A 17,469-nucleotide genomic window follows, 5' to 3' on the forward strand; every position below is an offset into this window, starting at 1 on the left:
AGGTTTCCTCAAATCTAATTTTAAATTTATAAAAAATGCTTATTGTTGTAATGAAAGCAACCAATTACATTATACGAGGAAACCTATATTTATTGCATTAGCTAATTAGGTAAAAGATTTGCTGGGTTGATTGGTTTACCATCAAGGCGAATTTGGAACTCAAGCATAACTCTCGACGCACCTGAAGAGCCCATTTCTGCAATCTTTTGACCTGCGGTTACATTGTCTCCACTCTTCACCATCATCTTGCTATTGTGGGCATACGCACTGATATAGCCATCAATATGTTTAATTAAAACTAAATTACCATATTCTTTTAAGCCATCGGCTGCGTATACGACTTGACCATCTGCTGCCGCATAAATTGGATCACCTTGATTACCACCATAACGAATTCCTTTGACATTATTCGCCAAATTAAACCCTTGAATCACTGGTCCGTTATTTGGTTTTATCCAACGCAAGCTTGAACTTGGAATAGCAGTTCCCACTGTTGTATTGGTGGTTGGTGCAACTGTTCGTGGCGGGGTTGTTGTTGGTGCCGTTGTTGTCGTAGTCGGTAATGCTATTGTTTGGCGTTTAATTGGTTCAGGTTGCGCCATGACTTGTGTCGACACGGTTCTTGGTGAAGAAGATTTCTTTAATCGTAATGATTGATTAACATAAATACGATACGGTGGAGCAATGCCATTCATTTCAGCAATACTGACATAATCCAGACCGTAGCGCATTGCAATACCACTTAAAGTATCACCCGAACGAACTGTATAATAGTTAGGAGCCGTCGCATAGCGAGAACTATTATTAATTTGTGGTCTAGAAGCACATCCTGCCATTGCAACAGTAAAACCCACAGCTAAAGACAACATCATAATTTTCATTATTTTGTCTCTTTGAATATGCAATCTGCTTTGTTGCTCAGTTAAATGCATCGATCTCCCTCACTAAATGCTACAAATCATTTCGGCTAAGAGTACCAAAAAAGTAAGAGGAAACATGTTCCTCTTTTTCTTTATTCACAAAGTTATAACATTCGACCTAGATTATTCGCCCAAACTGGCCTGTAAATCCTCTAAAACCGCATAGTTTGTTGCATCCATCTGAATTGGAGTTACACTCACAAAACCATTTGCAACTGCAAAAAAGTCAGATTGAATCTGGCTAGCAATACGCTGTGGGTCAGTAACGGCCTCACCTGCTAGACCAATCCAATAAACCTGTCTTCCTCTTGGGTCGACATGACTGGTGATTGGTTTAGATTGAGCACGGCGGCCTTGATAGGTAATTTGAGTCCCTTTAAGCTGTGGCACATCCGGAATATTAATATTAAAAATATGTCGCGGCGGTAGCGCAGGTAAACCTTTGGCAATAAAGTCATGCACCCATTTGGCTGCTTGCGCATAATCATCTTTATGATTGTATGAACGTACATCCGACCCAGCTAAAGAAACCGCAATTGCAGGTTGTTTCATTAAGCGGCCTTCAAACGCAGCACCGACTGTTCCCGAGTACAGAACATCGTCACCTAGGTTTGCACCACTATTGATTCCACTCACGACCAAGTCAAATTCGAAATCGAATAGACCATTCATAGATAAATAAACGCAATCCGCTGGTGTTCCATTCACAGCCCACACATCTTCGGCAATTTGAATAGGACGTAAAGGACGATCAAGTGTTAACGCACTTGAAAAACCACTTCTCTCACTTTCTGGAGCAACCACGACAACACGGCCTAATGGTTTTAACGCTTCAGCTAAAGCTTGTATACCTGGTGCAAAGACACCGTCATCATTCGCAATTAAAATATTCACTAAAAATCTTTCTCGACAAATAAACCCGAAGGTTTTCTCAATTGAATTATTTGTTGAATTATATATATTTATGCCTCCATAGCATTATAAAATTGTGAAAAAATGAAAACTTTCGCTCCTTTTTTTCAAGTATTGGGGATCAGTATCACACTGTGTACACAGACGGTTTTTGCTGATGAGGGTATCTCGACACAAGAAGCTGATAGCTTAATTAAAGATGACATTGCATCTACTCAAGTTTTACAAGAAATTTGCCCGACTTTTGTTGGTGCAAATAAAAATCTTGAAACCAATACTAAAAAGATTATTGCAATGTATCTTGGCGGTTATTCCAATAAATCAATCACCTTCTCTGCACTGCAAAATGATTCAGAATATAAAACACTGCTAGATGAAGCTCGTCAGGCGGCAAAAGAAATGGATCACCATGAACAACATGAGCTTTGTGAAGAAGTGGTAAATTACAAAGACTAAGCCTATTTCACTCGATATGCTTTTCTTTAAAAGGTTTTCTGTTGATGTAAAGCAGAAAACCTACATAACAATACATTTTTTCCATTTTTTTAGCCCTTAAATTGTTTAAGCTATCGGCATATTTCAAATTTTTGTTTCAGGTTATACATGTTTATGAAAAAAAGCTTAGTTCAATCTCTTTCTGTTGTTTTACTTATGACAATGGCAACAGTGGGTTATGCTGCTGACAAGAAAAAACCAACTGAAAATGAAAATGTTGTTGAAGTTACCCCAAATAAAGGCACCACCCCGGAAGAGTTAGCAGCAATTCAGGTACTTTCTGAAATTTGCCCAAGTTTGATTGGCAAAAAAGATGCAGAATTTGCTCAAGGTTATGAACGTCTTGTAAAAGACTATTTGCCAAATGAAGCAGACCCAGTTGCAGCTTTAGAAAAACGTACAAAAGACAAAAGTTTCAAGAAAGTCTTAAAAGAAGCGCGTAATGATGCAAAAGCTGCTGGTAACGAGCAAAATACGTTAGTTTGTCAAGACGTAAAAGCTTATCAATCGCAAAACTAAATTAGTTAAAAACTCTCTAGTTACAATACTGTTCGAAAAAGCCGACTTCCCCCATAGAAGTCGGCTTTGCTTTGTCCTAAAATGCTAGGTTCTTCTGCTTCATACAAGATATTGGAATTACCTAGAATGACTCGAAAAAGCGCTATTGCTGCACTCCTCCTCTTACCAAGTTTTTCTTATGCAGCAACTGTCTTATCAGCTCCGCCAGAATTAAATAATAAGTCTTATGTATTAATGGATTACGAGACAGGACAAATTCTTGCTTCTAAAAATGAAAATGAAAAGCTTGCTCCTGCTTCTATGACTAAAATGATGACAAGCTACATCATTGAACAAAAACTATTAAAAGGTGAACTTACCGAGAATGAAAAGGTTCGTATGAACGAATCTGCTTGGTGTAAAGGCAGTAGTTCCGAATCATGTATGTACGTTCCATTAAATGGTACAGCAACTGTTTTAGAGATGCTTCGAGGTATTATCATCCAGTCTGGTAATGATGCATCAAAAGCAATGGCTGAGCATATTGCTGGAAATGAAGGTACTTTTGCTCACCTGATGAATCAGGAAGCAAAACGTATTGGCATGACCAATACACAATTTATGAACTCTACGGGTTTACCTGCAGAAGGTCATTATTCAACTGCAAAAGATATGGCAGTTTTAGCTCAACATATTATTAAAGATAGCTCAAGATACTATCCAATTTACTCTGAGAAAGAGTTTACATTTAACGGTATCAAACAAGGTAACCGTAATGCTTTACTTTACACAGACCCAAGTGTTGATGGCCTAAAAACAGGTCATACCGATGAAGCTGGTTACTGCTTAACAACTTCAAGTAAGCGCGGCCCAATGCGTTTAATCTCAGTTATCTTTGGTACCAATAGCGTTAATGAACGTGCAAACCAAACACGTGCATTGTTGTCTTGGGGTTTTGCAAACTTTGAAACTGCAAATGTTCAACCTGCAAATCAAGTTCTTGCGAAAGCTAAAGTATGGTTTGGTAAAGAAAATGAAGTTCAAATTGGTTTAGCAGAGAACTTTAACGTTACTATGCCTAAAGGCAAAGCAGGCGGTATAAAAACTCAATTAGTTGTTCAACCAAATTTAAATGCGCCTCTTCAAAAAGGCCAAGTGGTTGGTAAACTTGTTGCAAGTTTAGATGGTAAGGTCATTGCTGAAAAACCTTTAGTTGCATTAAAACCTGTTGAAGAAGCGGGCTTCTTTGCACGTATGATCGACCATATTAAACAATTCTTTAGCAACTTATTCTAATTTTAGAGTAGTTGGATTAAGCACTCATGCTATTAGCTTGAGTGCTTTTTTATTTTATAATTTGATTAAATTTTATTTTGATACTTCTTATGACAAAAAACATCCGTCCCTATTTAGATCATCATCCCCAAATTGATCCAAGCTGTTACATTGATGATATGTCAGTGGTTGTTGGTGATGTTAAATTGGCCGAAAATGTTTCAGTTTGGCCTTTTGCAGTCATTCGCGGAGATGTAAATAGCATTCAAATTGGTAAAAACAGTAATGTACAAGATCATTGTATGTTACATGTCAGCCATAAAAATGATGCAAAACCCAATGGTTCCCCGCTTATTATTGGTGAAGATGTGACTGTAGGTCATCATGTTACTTTACATGGCTGTACCATTGGTAACCGCGTACTAGTTGGTATCAATACCGTTATTTTAGATGATGTTGTTATTGAAGATGACGTGATGATTGGTGCAGGCAGTTTAGTTCCACCTCGTAAAGTCTTAAAAAGTGGTTATTTATATGTTGGAAGCCCTGTACAGCAAGTACGTCCTCTAACTGAAAAAGAATTGGCATTTTTACCTTATTCAGCAAGACATTATGTAAAAGTGCAAAACAACCATAAAGATACCCAAACAAATTAAAATGTACTGATTTTTTTCAAGCGATAGCGTTTTTACAATCCTCTATCGTTTGTAAGATCACCGTAGCCAAAAACCCCTAAATTTCGTATCATACGACTTTTAAATTCATGGTGCTTTTTTATGGCCGCATGGACTCCTCATGTCACTGTCGCTACAGTCGTAGAAAAAGATGGACGCTATCTTTTTGTTGAAGAACATAGCGAAGGTTTTGTACACACAGTGTTTAATCAACCTGCTGGTCATGTGGAATGTGGTGAAACGCTAATAGAAGCTGCCATTCGTGAAACTCTTGAAGAAACGGGTCATCATGTTGAGATAGATGCTTTACTTGGCATTTATACATATACCCCACCCATGTTTCCGGACCGGACTTACTATCGCTTCTGCTTTTTAGCGCACGTCACTCATGTCGAAAGCGACCCTAAACTTGATACAGGTATTGTTTCTGCTGTCTGGATGACTCTAGATGAGCTTCAAGAATCTGCCCGTGCTCGTAGCCCTTTGGTGATTAAAGCCCTTGAAGATGCTATAAAAGGTCACCATTATCCTTTAGCTCTTATTTATGAGCACCCTTTTTCTCCCTCATTAACTTCACATTTGGATGCCTAGTCCTATGCAACAACGTGTCATCGTCGGTATGTCTGGTGGCGTAGATTCATCTGTTTCTGCGGCGCTTTTACTTCAACAGGGTTATCAAGTTGAAGGTCTTTTCATGAAAAACTGGGAGGAAGATGACGGCACGGAATACTGTACAGCAATGGAAGATTTAGCCGATGCTCAAGCAGTAGCTGACAAAATAGGTATTAAACTCCATACCGCAAACTTTGCTATGGAATATTGGGATCGTGTATTTGAACTTTTCTTAGCTGAATATGCAGCGGGCCGCACCCCAAACCCAGATATCTTATGTAATAAAGAAATTAAGTTCCGTGCATTTTTAGACCATGCCATGACTTTAGGCGCAGATTTTATTGCAACAGGTCATTATGCTCGTCGTGCTGAAACTGCTTATAACTCTAAAGGTGAAGCATATGCACCTTTATTACGTGGTTTAGATAACAACAAAGACCAAACCTATTTCCTGCATGCAGTGCATGGCCGTGAAATTAATAAAACCCTATTCCCCGTTGGTGAAATTGAAAAGCCAGAAGTGCGTAGAATTGCCGAAGAACTGGACTTAGCAACAGCGAAGAAAAAAGATTCAACTGGTATATGCTTTATCGGCGAACGCCGCTTTAATGACTTCCTTAAACAATATTTACCCGCTCAACCAGGTAAAATCGTGTTGGATAACGGTAAAGAAGTTGGTGAACATCACGGTCTGATGTACTATACGCTCGGTCAGCGTGGCGGTATTGGTCTTGGTGGACTAAAAGGTGCAGCAGAAGGTGCATGGTTTGTACTCCATAAAGACCTTGCCAACAATCGTTTAGTTGTAGGCCAAGGACATGAACACCCACTTATGCAAAGTACACAGCTTTGGAGTGAGTCAATTGACTGGGTAGCTGGAGAACAACATATTCCGACTGAAGGATTACGTTGTACTGCCAAAACACGCTATCGCCAACCTGATCAGGCTTGCACAGTGTTTATTGATGAAAATAGTGAACACGGTATTCGTGTTGAGTTTGATGAACCTCAACGCGCAGTCACACCTGGCCAAAGTGTTGTATTTTATTCGGATGAAGTTTGCTTAGGCGGGGGTGTGATTCACCATACAAATGCCCCTACACCAGATTTTATTTAAGGGAATGGATGGCATGGTGGAGTTACCCTTTCAACAATCACAAGCCTTGAATGTTCGCCAAAACCGTGCCCTTGCTTTGGCTGGGGTATTCCAAGCGACCCAGCTTACGCATATGACTGCCATGACTGGGCAACAAAGTATTGGTGAAAGCGGTAACTTCTATTTTGAGTTATTAATAAAGGCGAGTTTAAATATTCGCCCTACAATAAATAATAATAATGTTCAGACTTTAGATTTTTTTAATCAACTGGCTGATATTTCATTAGGTCTTAAGACACTCGAAAATTGTATTACTCAGCCTTTTACCAATGCGCCTAAATCTCGTTTGCCTAAAATGCGTAGTGCAAAACTTCCTATGTCTTATGCGATGTCACTTTTGCAATTAGAAAAAAAGGTCTATAGCAATCCTGAATATGTAGCGATTATTGAAAAAGCACAGCAGAAAATTTTAAAACAGCTTTCTTTTTTCGATAATAACTATTTACACCCAAGTATTTTAGCCAATTTGGCTCAAACCTATGTAGATACCGCTGGGCAAATTAATCCACGTATTCTTGTTCGTGGTAATGCTGAGGCATTTAAAGATACCAACCATACTAACCGTATTCGTGCTTGTCTGTTTACAGGGCTTCAAATGGCTCATTTATGGCGACAACTCGGCGGTAGTTCATGGAACATGATTTTTAGCAAACGTAAATTGCTACAGGATATTCAAGCACTTGCTCGTTTACAGTACCAAGTTATCTAACGCTGTAACGAGATTATTTTTGTTTTATGTTTATTCCAGCATTAAGGAATCGTTATGAACGCTTTAACCGCACTATCACCATTAGATGGACGTTATGCCAGCAAATGTGATGCGCTACGCCCTTTTCTTTCTGAGTTTGGTTTAATTCATGCTCGTGTCACTGTAGAAGTGCGTTGGTTACAAGCGCTTTCTAACCGTCCAGAAATTATTGAAGTTGCTCCTTTCTCAGCTGAAACAAATGCAGCTTTAGATGCAATCGTAAGCAACTTCTCTGAAGAAGATGCGAATCGCATTAAAGAAATTGAGCGTACAACTAACCATGACGTAAAAGCAGTTGAATATTTCTTGAAAGAGAAAATTGCTGGTATTTCTGAATTACAAAATGCTGGTGAGTTTATTCACTTCGCTTGTACATCAGAAGACATCAACAACTTGTCTCATGCGCTTATGCTTAAAAACGGTCGTGAAGTTTTAGTATCAAGCATGAAGCAAATTTTAAATGCAATTTCTGCTTTAGCAACAACTCATGCTGAACAACCTATGTTGTCTCGTACACATGGTCAAACTGCTAGCCCAACAACTTTGGGTAAAGAAATGGCAAACGTTGCATATCGTTTAGCTCGTCAAATCAAACAGTTTGAAAATGTTGAGTTACTAGGCAAAATCAATGGTGCGGTAGGTAACTACAATGCTCACCTTTCTGCTTACCCAGATGTTGACTGGGCTGCTCACGCACAAGCTTTTGTTGAATCTTTGGGTTTAACATTTAACCCATACACAACTCAAATCGAGCCACACGACTACATGGCTGAGTTGTTTGATGCATTACGTCGTTTCAATACGATTTTGATCGACTTTAACCGCGACGTATGGGGTTATATCTCTTTAGGTTACTTCAAGCAAAAACTTAAAGAAGGCGAAGTTGGTTCTTCAACTATGCCACACAAAGTTAACCCAATTGACTTTGAAAACTCTGAAGGTAACTTAGGCATTGCAAATGCAGTGTTGGCTCACTTAGGCGAAAAATTACCAATTTCTCGCTGGCAGCGTGACTTAACTGACTCAACTGTACTTCGTAACATGGGTGTTGGTTTTGCTCAAAGCTTAATTGCTTTTGATGCTTGCTTAAAAGGTGTTGGCAAACTTGAGCTTAATGCAAATCGTTTAAATGAAGATCTTGACCAAGCTCAAGAAGTTCTTGCAGAGCCAATTCAAACAGTTATGCGTCGTTATAACATTGAAAAACCATATGAGAAGTTAAAAGCTTTAACTCGTGGTCAAGCAATGACTCGCGACATGATGGTTGATTTCGTAAATGGTAACGAACTTGCTCAAGTACCAAGCGAAGAGCGTGCTCGTTTAGCTGAGCTTACTCCTGCAACTTATACGGGTAACGCAGCTGAACAAGCAAAACAAATTAATGAATTAATTAGTAAAATCTAATTAAAAAGTTAATCAAAAGCGAAGCCTAGGCTTCGCTTTTTTATTACACTTATACCCATCAAAATAAAGTTTTCCATAAAATGATCGAAAAAAAATTTCAACTTAAACACTATATTGCAATCAGCCTGCTTTTGATTGCCATTATTGTTTCAGGTATCAATCCTCTGGAGTTTGAAGCTTACTTACTTCATCAATCCGGCACTGTTTTAATGCTGATTTTACTTTTTATTATTTTCAAAAAAATTGGTCTCGATTTTTTAAGTTTTTGTTTTTATTTACTGTTTCTTTTAATACACGTAATTGGTGCTCATTATCTATATTCATACGTTCCGTATAACGACTGGATTCAGCACATCTTTCATTTTAATTTAGATGAATACATGGGTTGGTCTCGCAATATGTATGATCGACTTGTGCACTTTTCATATGGTGCTTTGCTCTACTCTCTTATTTATCGCGTTTTTCAAGTTTGGTTGCCGACTGCACGTCCGTTTTCCCTATTTTTACTTGTAGTTCAATTCGTGATGGCATCGAGTGTTTTTTATGAACTGATCGAATGGCTCATTGCTATTGGCTTATCACCTGAACAAGCTGAAAATTATAATGGACAACAAGGTGACATGTGGGATGCTCATAAAGACATGTTACTCGCCACAATTGGATCAATTGTTTATGGAGTTATTACTCTTATAACAACACCGAAAATCAAAAATTAGCCATAAATAAAAAGCGCTCATAGAGCGCTTTTATATTTTACATAGAGTCTTTTAAACAACTGGATAAGTCTGTTCTAAAATATTTTGCAAAGGTGAAGAAGTCGTATTTGGTAAAATTTGATCAAAATTTGTTGTCTGGTCAACTGAAGTATTTACATCAGTTTGTTCAGGTGCTTGTGTAGGCTTTAATGCTGTCGATGCTAAAAGCTTTGCCACTGGATCTGAGTTACTCGCAGAAGAACTTTTCAATAAATCATCTATAGAAACAGTTTTCTGCTGGGTATTGGTCTCAGGTGTTGTATTTTGTGCGACTTTTAAAGTACTCAGTCCAACACTATCTGCCAAAGCTGGTTCATGTGTACCTAACGTATCTACTGAGGCATCAGCTAAACTTGCAGCTTTCGGTGCAACTACATAAAAGATAAATGGAGAGCTTGCTTCACTCGTAAGCCCTGCCGCATCAGTTTGAGTCAAAGTAATGCTATGCTTACCCAAAGCTAAGTCTTTATCAAATGTAAATGTCCATGATTTACCAGTTGATACTGTCACTACTCCAATTGCAATACCATTATCATAAATCGTAAGCGTCGCATTTGCCTCACCTGAACCTGTAAGTTTTGGTCTAGCATCATCCGTTTCTGAGCCAGATCCAATAGTGCCTTTTACATCACCGACATCATCTTCTGCGCTATTTAATATAGGTTTTGTTGGAGGAATAGTATCTTTCGTACCCACAATATCAAAGCTTTCAGACCGGTTTCCAGCGTTATCGATGGCTGAAACAGAACCATGATTGTTATCAGTTAATGCTGGTGAAATGCTAATAGTAAATTTTCCATTTGCATCTGCTGTTCCACTACCAATAACCTTACCTGTCACATCTTTTATTTCAATTTTGGCATTTGCTTCGGCTGTACCAGTTACCGAATTACCATCTGCATTAATTTGAGCAGTTGGTTTATCAGGAGCAATCGAATCAAAACCTGGTTTAATTTCGATAGGCTTGGACGTATTACCAGCTGCATCTTCAACAACTACTGTACCTTTTTGAGACTCTTTTAAAGCAGGCGACAGCGTAATTTGAAACTCACCTTGGACATCCGCCATGCCAGTTCCAATGACTTTGCCATCTGCATCTTTAATTTGAACTTTTGCATTTGCTTCAGTTTTACCATGTATTACCGACCCTTCTTTGTTAACTTCAACAAAAGGTGAAGCTGGTGGTACAGTGTCTTTACCCGCAATAATTTTAACTTCTTCAGATTTATTACCAGCAGCATCTTCGGCAACTACTTTGCCTCCGGCTTCACTAGTTAATGGTGGAGTAATTTTTAAAGAATAAATACCATCTTTATTTGCAAATACAGTTCCTAATACTTTACCAGTGGCATCATAAACTGTGATTTTTGCATTTGCTTCAGCCTTACCAGTTACCAATGATCCATCATCGTTCAATTGAGCCTGTGGAGCATCTGGGGCAATTGTATCTTTTGTTCCTGTTACAACAGTCGCTTTTGAATTATTTCCAGCTCCATCCTGAGCAATAACATTTAATTTATCACCATTCACAAGTGGCTTATCTAATTTAATCGTGTAGTTACCACTTGCATCTGCAACACCTGATGCAACGGTATTGCCTGCGGCATCTTTAAGATAGATTTTTGCATTCGCTTCAGTTTTACCAGTCACTGTCACATTATCATCAGCAAGCGTAGCTGTAGGAGCAGCAGGTGCGATTAAATCAGGCGCACTTGATGAATCCTCCTTATCATCTTTCTTAAAAGCCCAAAGATATAGTCCTTCCGCAGCTAAAACTGCTAGACCTGCTTTAAGTACGCTTCCCATTGAAAAACTTGGATCACTATCAACCGCGATGTTTGCAGAGGCTGGACTAGTACTGCCGTAACCTAAATCTGTAACGTGATTTAAGCCTTTATAGTCGATTACTTTACCTTGGGCATCGAATTGTGCTTCAACAAATTTTCCATGTTCAGTCGGAAAAACAAGGGAATGCTCTGTTGTATTTGTTGCTTCATTAAAGAAATTTTCCAAGACAATTGTCTCACCATTCTTTAAGTGGATGACTAGGCGTCCACCCTGTTTTTCCATCGATGCAATATCTTTTTGACTGATACCAATTTGAATGATCGTAGGTTGATTCAAAATTACTTTATTGAGCTGACCATCTTGCAGAACGTCCAAACCCTTTTTGGATGCTACAATTATTCTTGTCATTATTTCCTATCCTGAATCTCAGTTATATTTTTAAATGTTTAACTTTTTAAATGAGTCATCTAAAAGCTATTTTATTGTTGCCTAAAATATCAAAATCACTTACCCATCACAATTCAATAAGTATATTTATCAATAATATTTTTTTTCTTTCCATTCAAAATATAACTAAACAGGACAGACATAAAACGTATATATTACATTCCTAAGTAAAAGTAGCTAAATGCACCTATAAGGACTAAAACAAATAAAGTCATATAATTCGTTATTTTCTTATCAGCAAGTGTCATCTTAAGCATAGTCCAACCCTGAAAGCGTTTCGCAAGTATGCTATTTAAAACAAGTGTCGAAAGATGCACGATAACTAAGGCTAAAAATAAGTTTGCGAAAAATGAATGTAAGTCTCTCAAAGAATAAGTAAAGTGCTCTGTTCCGTATCCAAGTGCTACAACAACAGGAATGAGTATGAAAATAAATACAATCGAAGCTTGAAATAGTCCAATGCTGAACAGTTGAATTGAATTTTTCGAAAAAATACTTGCTGAATTTGCATGACTAAATGATTTTTTAATTGCATTGAATGCCATACTGCTGCGCTTTTTTATGCCAAATGGTGCGCTATTTGAAACACGCGGACTTAAAAAATGCCAAATAACTCGTATGGTAATACTGATGAGAAGTATATAACCAAACATCATATGCACTTGATGTAGGTCTTCATTATCGCCTGTAAAGTAAGCTCCAGTAAAAGCAATCATAATAATGATGTGTAAAATTCTTATGAGAATATCAATATGCGACAAAGTCTTTGACATCACAAAACTCAAAACTTAGGAATTAACTCCTACTTTGGCAATTGAAACTTAAACAAATATTAAGCAGATTCTTTTAATCATCGATATAAAAAGAGCACCCATTAAGGTGCTCTTTCTTTTATAAATATCTTAATTAAAATTTTGTATCACGCATTTGAACTAGCGTTGAATTCGCTTTTGCCAAAGTGTCTGCAACTTTATTCATTACCGCCGGAATCAGGCTATCCGCCATTTGAGCAGCTTGTAAACCCAACTTTTCACCCAAAGTTGCCTTTTTACGTGTGTTGATCACATAGACATCATGCTGAGGTAATAAAGCTAATAAATACTCATCAGATGTTTCTAGTTTATCTACAAGGTTTAAATCAAGCGCATCTTGTCCATACCAATGCTCGCCTGTAGCAACTTTGTCTACATTCAGCTGTGGACGATACTTCTCTACAAAATGCTTAAATAAGACATGCGTTTGTTGTAGCTCTTCTTCAAACTTAGCTTTCCCTTCAGGCGTATTTTCACCAAACATGGTCACAGTACGCTTATATTGCCCTGCTGTATAAAGTTCGAAGTCAACGTTATGCTGTTTTAAAAGACGATTGAAATTTGGAACCTGAGCAACTACACCAATAGAGCCAACAACAGCAAATGGTGCAGAAATAATTTCATTGGCAATACAAGCCATCATATAGCCGCCACTTGCAGCAACCTTGTCGACACAAATTGTTAAATGAAAACCTGCGTCACGCAAACGAACCAACTGAGCTGCTGCCAGTCCATAACCATGAACCATACCACCAGGACTTTCAAGGCGTACCACAACACGGTCGCGTCCGGCTTTAGCCGTTGCTAAAATAAGTGTGATTTCTTCACGAAGATTTTCAACCGCAGATGCCTGAATATCACCTTTAAAATCTAAAACAAAAATTTTCTGATTGTTCTTACGGCGGATTTTAGCTTCTTTCGCAAGTTGTTGAGCTAATTGTAAAAGCTCTAAACGACTTGCTGTAGTTTGTGCAATTTTTTTTCTCTGTTCATTTACACGTGCATTTAAATGGCTGACACGTATTTCCGCAGGGAGTTTAGGCAAATGGAATAACATAAAATTCTATGCTCATAAGTTTGTCTTTATAGCCTTAAGATGTGGTTCTTTTGATTAAAATTCAATAGCGATTTTGCAAAATAGATTCATTTTCATTTATTAAATAAAAAAAGAGCACAAGGCTCTTTTTCTTTCACAGCTATAAATTAACCGAAACGTCCAGTAATGTACGCTTCTGTCAATTGATGGTCAGGTTGCGTGAATACTTTTTCTGTAGAGTTTACTTCGATCAGATCACCTAAATGGAAGTAAGCTGTACGGTCTGAAACACGTGCTGCTTGTTGCATTGAGTGCGTTACAATCACAATCGTATATTGATCAGAAAGTTCTGAAATAAGCTCTTCCACTTTTGCTGTTGCAATTGGATCAAGTGCAGAACATGGTTCATCCATCAGAATAACTTCAGGACTTACCGCAATCGTACGTGCAATACATAAACGTTGCTGCTGACCACCAGATAAACCTGTACCCGGCTGATTCAAACGGTCTTTCACTTCTTCCCATAAGCCCGCTTTACGCAAGCTATTTTCAACGATTTCTTCTAGGTCGTATTTATCACGTGCTAGACCGTGTAGCTTTGGTCCATATGCAACGTTATCAAAAATAGATTTAGGAAATGGGTTTGGCTTTTGGAATACCATGCCCACCTGAGCACGTAGCAATACAACGTCCAGATTTGGATCATAGATATTTTTGTTATCTAAAGTGATCTTACCTGTTACACGGCAACCATCAATCGTGTCATTCATACGGTTTAGAGTGCGTAGGAAAGTCGATTTACCACAACCTGATGGTCCAATGAATGCAATCACTTCATTTTGATAGATATCTAAATCAATGCCTTTAATTGCTTCAAAGTCGCCATAGTAAACATGGGCATCTTGTGCACTAATTTTGATTTCAGTTGAGTTCTGCTTTTTTGAAGTTTGTGGTTCAAAATGCGAAACATATGAAGTGCCATGGTTCAGCGGCTTATCTGTAAATTGAGACTGTTCAGTATTCACTAACTTATCCTTTTCTAAGGAATTCGTAATATCAATAGTATTCATTATTTATCCTCTATTACCAACGCACTTCGAACTTTTTACGTAACCAAATTGCAAGGCTGTTTAAACCAATCATTAATGCAAGAAGTACGATAATCGCAGCAGCAGTACGGCCTTCGAAGAAGTTACGCAACTCATTACCCTGCCATAAGTAAACTTGAACAGGTAAAGCAGTTGCTTGATCAAATGGAGTTGTTGGAATACTTGCAACGAATGCACTCATTCCGATTAAAAGTAACGGCGCAGTTTCACCAAGGGCGTGTGCAACACCAATAATTGAACCTGTCATGATCCCTGGCATCGCCAAAGGTAAAACATGATGGAAAACGGTTTGTACTTTTGAAGCCCCCAAACCAAGTGCAGCTTGACGAATTGATGGTGGCACAGCTTTTAAAGAAGCACGTGTTGTAATAATGACTGTTGGCAATGTCATTAAACTTAGTACCAAACCACCAACAAACGGAGCCGACAATGGTAAGTGCATCCAGCCAATGAAAATGGCAGCACCAAGTAAACCGAACACAATTGAAGGAACAGCCGCAAGGTTATTAATGTTGACTTCAATAATGTCTGTAAGAAAGTTCTTTGGTGCAAACTCTTCCAGATAAATAGCACTCGCTACACCAATTGGGATCGAAATAATAATCACAATTAGCATCATAAATAACGAGCCCATGAATGCACCTGCAAGACCACTAATTGCTGGTGAACTACGAGAGTCCGGATTTGTAAATAAGTTGGTATTAAATGTATTTTCGAGAATACCTTTTGCTTTCAAATCATCTGCAAGCTTACGGATTTCCGGATCAAGCTGTTGCTGGTCATCTGGTAATGAGCGGTCAATATTGCCTTTTAACCATACGTCTACGTTAGCATCGCCCAAGAATGTAAGATTCTCTTTTTTACCAATCAGTGATGGGTCAGCAAATACCATGTCACGTAAACGATAAGCTTCAGAACTTGCATAAAGGCTACGTAAGGAATCACGCTGTGACTCAAGTGAAGGGTCTTTAGCAACCATACCATTTACGATCAGGCTATCCCAATCCACCATACCCATTTTTGTTTGCCAATCGACATAACGTTCTTGGTAATGCGCCGGTGTTTCACCCTGAGTACGAACAGGCACAGGACCCGCATCAATCACTTTAGGGTCAAAGTAAACTGGAACATTCATGCTGGTTTGCCAAAATGCTGGTAAACCTTTTGCCAAAATACTACCGAACAATAGCGCAACGAATGCAAGACCAATAACAACTGCCGATAAACCAGCAATACGGAAAGCTTTTTCTTTACGGTGACGCTTCGCCAATGATTTTTCAATCACTTTTTTACGGCGATCACGTGCCTGAGCAGCAGCTTGTGGATCAAATACGTTCTGATCCATAGGAGACGATGTATTTGATGTACTCATTCGTATTGCTCACGGTATTTACGCACAATGTACAGTGCAACAATGTTTAATCCCAAGGTAATCACAAAGAGTGTTAAACCCAGTGCAAATGCCACCAAGGCTTGCGGGCTTGCAAAATCGGTATCGCCAGTTAACTGTTTTACAATAGTTACTGTAACTGTCGAAACAGCTTCAAACGGATTTGCATGTAGAAGTGGACTGTTCCCCGCTGCCAAAACCACAATCATGGTTTCCCCTACGGCACGCGATACAGCCAATAAAAATGCCCCAGTAATACCTGGTAAAGCTGCTGGTAAAACCACTTGGCGGATTGTTTCTGATTTGGTTGCCCCAAGCCCGAGTGAACCATCACGAAGTGCACGTGGAACCTGAGTAATAATGTCATCTGACAAAGATGAAACAAATGGGATAATCATGATTCCCATTACGAAACCTGCAGTCAAAGCACTGGTTGCGTTAATTTCGATACCAATATGAGCACCAACAGCTTTAAAGAATGGACCAATAACCATCATGGCAAAAACACCATAAACAATCGTTGGAATACCCGCTAAAACTTCAATGGTTGGTTTTGCCCATGAGCGTAACCATGGGGATGCGTATTCAGCTAAATAAATAGCAATCATTAAGCCAACTGGTACAGCAACCAATAAGGCAATACCACTGACCATGAGCGTACCCCATAGTAATGGTAATAAACCATAGCTACCTTCTGCATTACCTGAAGTACTAAAACCTGGGTTCCATTCAGTTCCAAAGAAAAAGTCAATTGGACTTACAAAGTGGAAGAAGTGCATTGCTTCACCAAACATCGACATTACAATGCCGATAGTGGTTAAGATTGCAACACCAGAACACAAGATTAAAGCAACATTAATGGCACGTTCAACTTGGTTACGAGCGCGATATTCTTGATTGATTTTTTTCTTTGCCCAGACCAAGCCTAATAAGGCAGCGCAAACAACAACGGCAAATTTAGCAAAAGAGCCAATAGTTTGAAATTTTGCATATTGCTGAGCCGCAGCCAATTCATAAGCTTCCGGATGATCACTTACCCCAAAACCTGAAGCAATCGATTGAACTCGATCAACAAGAACACTTCTTGCTGCTTCATCTAGAGATGCAGCGACAGAAGCAGGAACATTATTAAAGATAATATGATTTAAAATACTTGGCTCAACCAAGTTCCAAATGATCAAAATTAAAAAAGCAGGGATACCGCACCAAAGCCCAACCAGTGCACCATAATAACCAGGACGAGAATGTAGTGTCGCCGAGTTGCTTCCCTTACCTGCTAGGTGGCGGCTCTTTCTTAGCCCAAGTTGATATGCAATTGCCACAAGGGCTAACAACACACCGATAAGTAGCAGATTCATGTATTCTCCACTGTTTTCTCAATTGTCATAATTTGGGAAAAACGTGTTAGACAAAAAGGCTGATGATCACTTGGGATCAC

17 protein-coding genes are annotated in these 17,469 nt (G+C 38.7%); 9 read left to right on the forward strand and 8 right to left on the reverse strand.

Features of this window, described 5'->3' with window-relative positions:
* Positions 1-101: 101 nt before the first annotated feature.
* A complete protein-coding gene (locus ABFY81_RS08725; RefSeq protein WP_004700158.1) occupies positions 102-932 on the reverse strand; it encodes a peptidoglycan DD-metalloendopeptidase family protein in 831 nt (276 codons plus the stop codon).
* 111 nt (positions 933-1,043) lie between these two features.
* Positions 1,044-1,814: a 5'/3'-nucleotidase SurE gene (gene surE, locus ABFY81_RS08730; RefSeq protein WP_004700156.1), complete on the reverse strand. Its 771-nt coding sequence runs from the start codon at positions 1,812-1,814 to the stop codon at positions 1,044-1,046.
* Between the two features lie 102 nt (positions 1,815-1,916).
* Between surE and ABFY81_RS08735 the strand changes: the two genes are divergently transcribed.
* The 9 genes from ABFY81_RS08735 (at position 1,917) to ABFY81_RS08775 (ending at position 9,410) form a co-directional block, all read left to right on the forward strand.
* Positions 1,917-2,288: a hypothetical protein gene (locus ABFY81_RS08735; protein WP_019457726.1), complete on the forward strand. Its 372-nt coding sequence runs from the start codon at positions 1,917-1,919 to the stop codon at positions 2,286-2,288.
* Positions 2,289-2,435: 147 nt separating this feature from the next.
* The gene (locus tag ABFY81_RS08740; RefSeq protein WP_004700152.1) at positions 2,436-2,846 is read left to right on the forward strand and encodes a hypothetical protein; all 411 of its coding nucleotides are present in this window, start codon (positions 2,436-2,438) and stop codon (positions 2,844-2,846) included.
* Positions 2,847-2,972: 126 nt separating this feature from the next.
* A complete protein-coding gene (dacC, locus tag ABFY81_RS08745) occupies positions 2,973-4,121 on the forward strand; it encodes a D-alanyl-D-alanine carboxypeptidase PBP5/6 (protein WP_004700150.1) in 1,149 nt (382 codons plus the stop codon).
* A gap of 89 nt (positions 4,122-4,210) precedes the next feature.
* On the forward strand, positions 4,211-4,756 hold the full coding sequence (locus tag ABFY81_RS08750; RefSeq protein WP_004700148.1) for a gamma carbonic anhydrase family protein: 546 nt from the start codon (positions 4,211-4,213) through the stop codon (positions 4,754-4,756).
* A gap of 120 nt (positions 4,757-4,876) precedes the next feature.
* Positions 4,877-5,365, forward strand: a complete 489-nt coding sequence (locus ABFY81_RS08755; protein WP_004700146.1) for an NUDIX hydrolase — start codon at positions 4,877-4,879, stop codon at positions 5,363-5,365.
* 4 nt (positions 5,366-5,369) lie between these two features.
* A complete protein-coding gene (gene mnmA, locus ABFY81_RS08760) occupies positions 5,370-6,503 on the forward strand; it encodes a tRNA 2-thiouridine(34) synthase MnmA (RefSeq protein ID WP_004700144.1) in 1,134 nt (377 codons plus the stop codon).
* A 13-nt stretch (positions 6,504-6,516) separates the two neighbouring features.
* Positions 6,517-7,251: a high frequency lysogenization protein HflD gene (gene hflD, locus ABFY81_RS08765; protein WP_004700142.1), complete on the forward strand. Its 735-nt coding sequence runs from the start codon at positions 6,517-6,519 to the stop codon at positions 7,249-7,251.
* 54 nt (positions 7,252-7,305) lie between these two features.
* Positions 7,306-8,694 (forward strand): adenylosuccinate lyase, encoded by a 1,389-nt coding sequence (gene purB / locus ABFY81_RS08770; RefSeq protein WP_174743666.1) that lies wholly within the window; start codon positions 7,306-7,308, stop codon positions 8,692-8,694.
* An 80-nt stretch (positions 8,695-8,774) separates the two neighbouring features.
* Positions 8,775-9,410, forward strand: coding sequence for a DUF2238 domain-containing protein (locus ABFY81_RS08775; RefSeq protein ID WP_347913557.1), 636 nt, complete (start codon positions 8,775-8,777; stop codon positions 9,408-9,410).
* A gap of 51 nt (positions 9,411-9,461) precedes the next feature.
* Here ABFY81_RS08775 and blp2 read toward each other — a convergent pair whose 3' ends face one another.
* The 6 genes from blp2 to pstC form a co-directional block, all read right to left on the reverse strand.
* Positions 9,462-11,645, reverse strand: coding sequence for an Ig-like repeat protein Blp2 (gene blp2, locus ABFY81_RS08780; protein ID WP_347913558.1), 2,184 nt, complete (start codon positions 11,643-11,645; stop codon positions 9,462-9,464).
* A 194-nt stretch (positions 11,646-11,839) separates the two neighbouring features.
* Positions 11,840-12,457, reverse strand: coding sequence for a cytochrome b/b6 domain-containing protein (locus ABFY81_RS08785; protein WP_347913559.1), 618 nt, complete (start codon positions 12,455-12,457; stop codon positions 11,840-11,842).
* 133 nt (positions 12,458-12,590) lie between these two features.
* Positions 12,591-13,553: a protease SohB gene (gene sohB / locus ABFY81_RS08790; protein WP_019457719.1), complete on the reverse strand. Its 963-nt coding sequence runs from the start codon at positions 13,551-13,553 to the stop codon at positions 12,591-12,593.
* 146 nt (positions 13,554-13,699) lie between these two features.
* Positions 13,700-14,602 (reverse strand): phosphate ABC transporter ATP-binding protein PstB, encoded by a 903-nt coding sequence (gene pstB, locus ABFY81_RS08795; RefSeq protein ID WP_004700130.1) that lies wholly within the window; start codon positions 14,600-14,602, stop codon positions 13,700-13,702.
* Positions 14,603-14,615: 13 nt separating this feature from the next.
* Positions 14,616-16,013, reverse strand: a complete 1,398-nt coding sequence (gene pstA / locus ABFY81_RS08800) for a phosphate ABC transporter permease PstA (RefSeq protein ID WP_263614309.1) — start codon at positions 16,011-16,013, stop codon at positions 14,616-14,618.
* Entirely contained in the window at positions 16,010-17,389 is a 1,380-nt protein-coding gene (gene pstC, locus ABFY81_RS08805; RefSeq protein ID WP_039254447.1) for a phosphate ABC transporter permease subunit PstC, read from the reverse strand. The genes pstA and pstC overlap by 4 nt, the downstream gene beginning before the upstream one ends.
* Between the last annotated feature and the right edge of the window lie 80 nt (positions 17,390-17,469).

The sequence above is a fragment of the Acinetobacter sp. WA-87 genome (assembly GCF_039938935.1).
In the GTDB taxonomy this organism is placed as follows: domain Bacteria; phylum Pseudomonadota; class Gammaproteobacteria; order Pseudomonadales; family Moraxellaceae; genus Acinetobacter; species Acinetobacter seifertii.

Coding starts and splice junctions, on each gene's coding strand:
- ABFY81_RS08735 (WP_019457726.1), top strand. CDS start 1,917: ATGAAAACTTTCGCTCCTTTTTTTCAAGTATTGGGGATCAGTATCACA.
- pstA (WP_263614309.1), bottom strand. CDS start 16,013: ATGAGTACATCAAATACATCGTCTCCTATGGATCAGAACGTATTTGAT.
- ABFY81_RS08740 (WP_004700152.1), top strand. CDS start 2,436: ATGTTTATGAAAAAAAGCTTAGTTCAATCTCTTTCTGTTGTTTTACTT.
- pstC (WP_039254447.1), bottom strand. CDS start 17,389: ATGAATCTGCTACTTATCGGTGTGTTGTTAGCCCTTGTGGCAATTGCA.
- ABFY81_RS08775 (WP_347913557.1), top strand. CDS start 8,775: ATGATCGAAAAAAAATTTCAACTTAAACACTATATTGCAATCAGCCTG.
- mnmA (WP_004700144.1), top strand. CDS start 5,370: ATGCAACAACGTGTCATCGTCGGTATGTCTGGTGGCGTAGATTCATCT.
- ABFY81_RS08725 (WP_004700158.1), bottom strand. CDS start 932: ATGCATTTAACTGAGCAACAAAGCAGATTGCATATTCAAAGAGACAAA.
- pstB (WP_004700130.1), bottom strand. CDS start 14,602: ATGAATACTATTGATATTACGAATTCCTTAGAAAAGGATAAGTTAGTG.
- dacC (WP_004700150.1), top strand. CDS start 2,973: ATGACTCGAAAAAGCGCTATTGCTGCACTCCTCCTCTTACCAAGTTTT.
- hflD (WP_004700142.1), top strand. CDS start 6,517: ATGGTGGAGTTACCCTTTCAACAATCACAAGCCTTGAATGTTCGCCAA.
- ABFY81_RS08785 (WP_347913559.1), bottom strand. CDS start 12,457: ATGTCAAAGACTTTGTCGCATATTGATATTCTCATAAGAATTTTACAC.
- ABFY81_RS08755 (WP_004700146.1), top strand. CDS start 4,877: ATGGCCGCATGGACTCCTCATGTCACTGTCGCTACAGTCGTAGAAAAA.
- sohB (WP_019457719.1), bottom strand. CDS start 13,553: ATGTTATTCCATTTGCCTAAACTCCCTGCGGAAATACGTGTCAGCCAT.
- blp2 (WP_347913558.1), bottom strand. CDS start 11,645: ATGACAAGAATAATTGTAGCATCCAAAAAGGGTTTGGACGTTCTGCAA.
- ABFY81_RS08750 (WP_004700148.1), top strand. CDS start 4,211: ATGACAAAAAACATCCGTCCCTATTTAGATCATCATCCCCAAATTGAT.
- purB (WP_174743666.1), top strand. CDS start 7,306: ATGAACGCTTTAACCGCACTATCACCATTAGATGGACGTTATGCCAGC.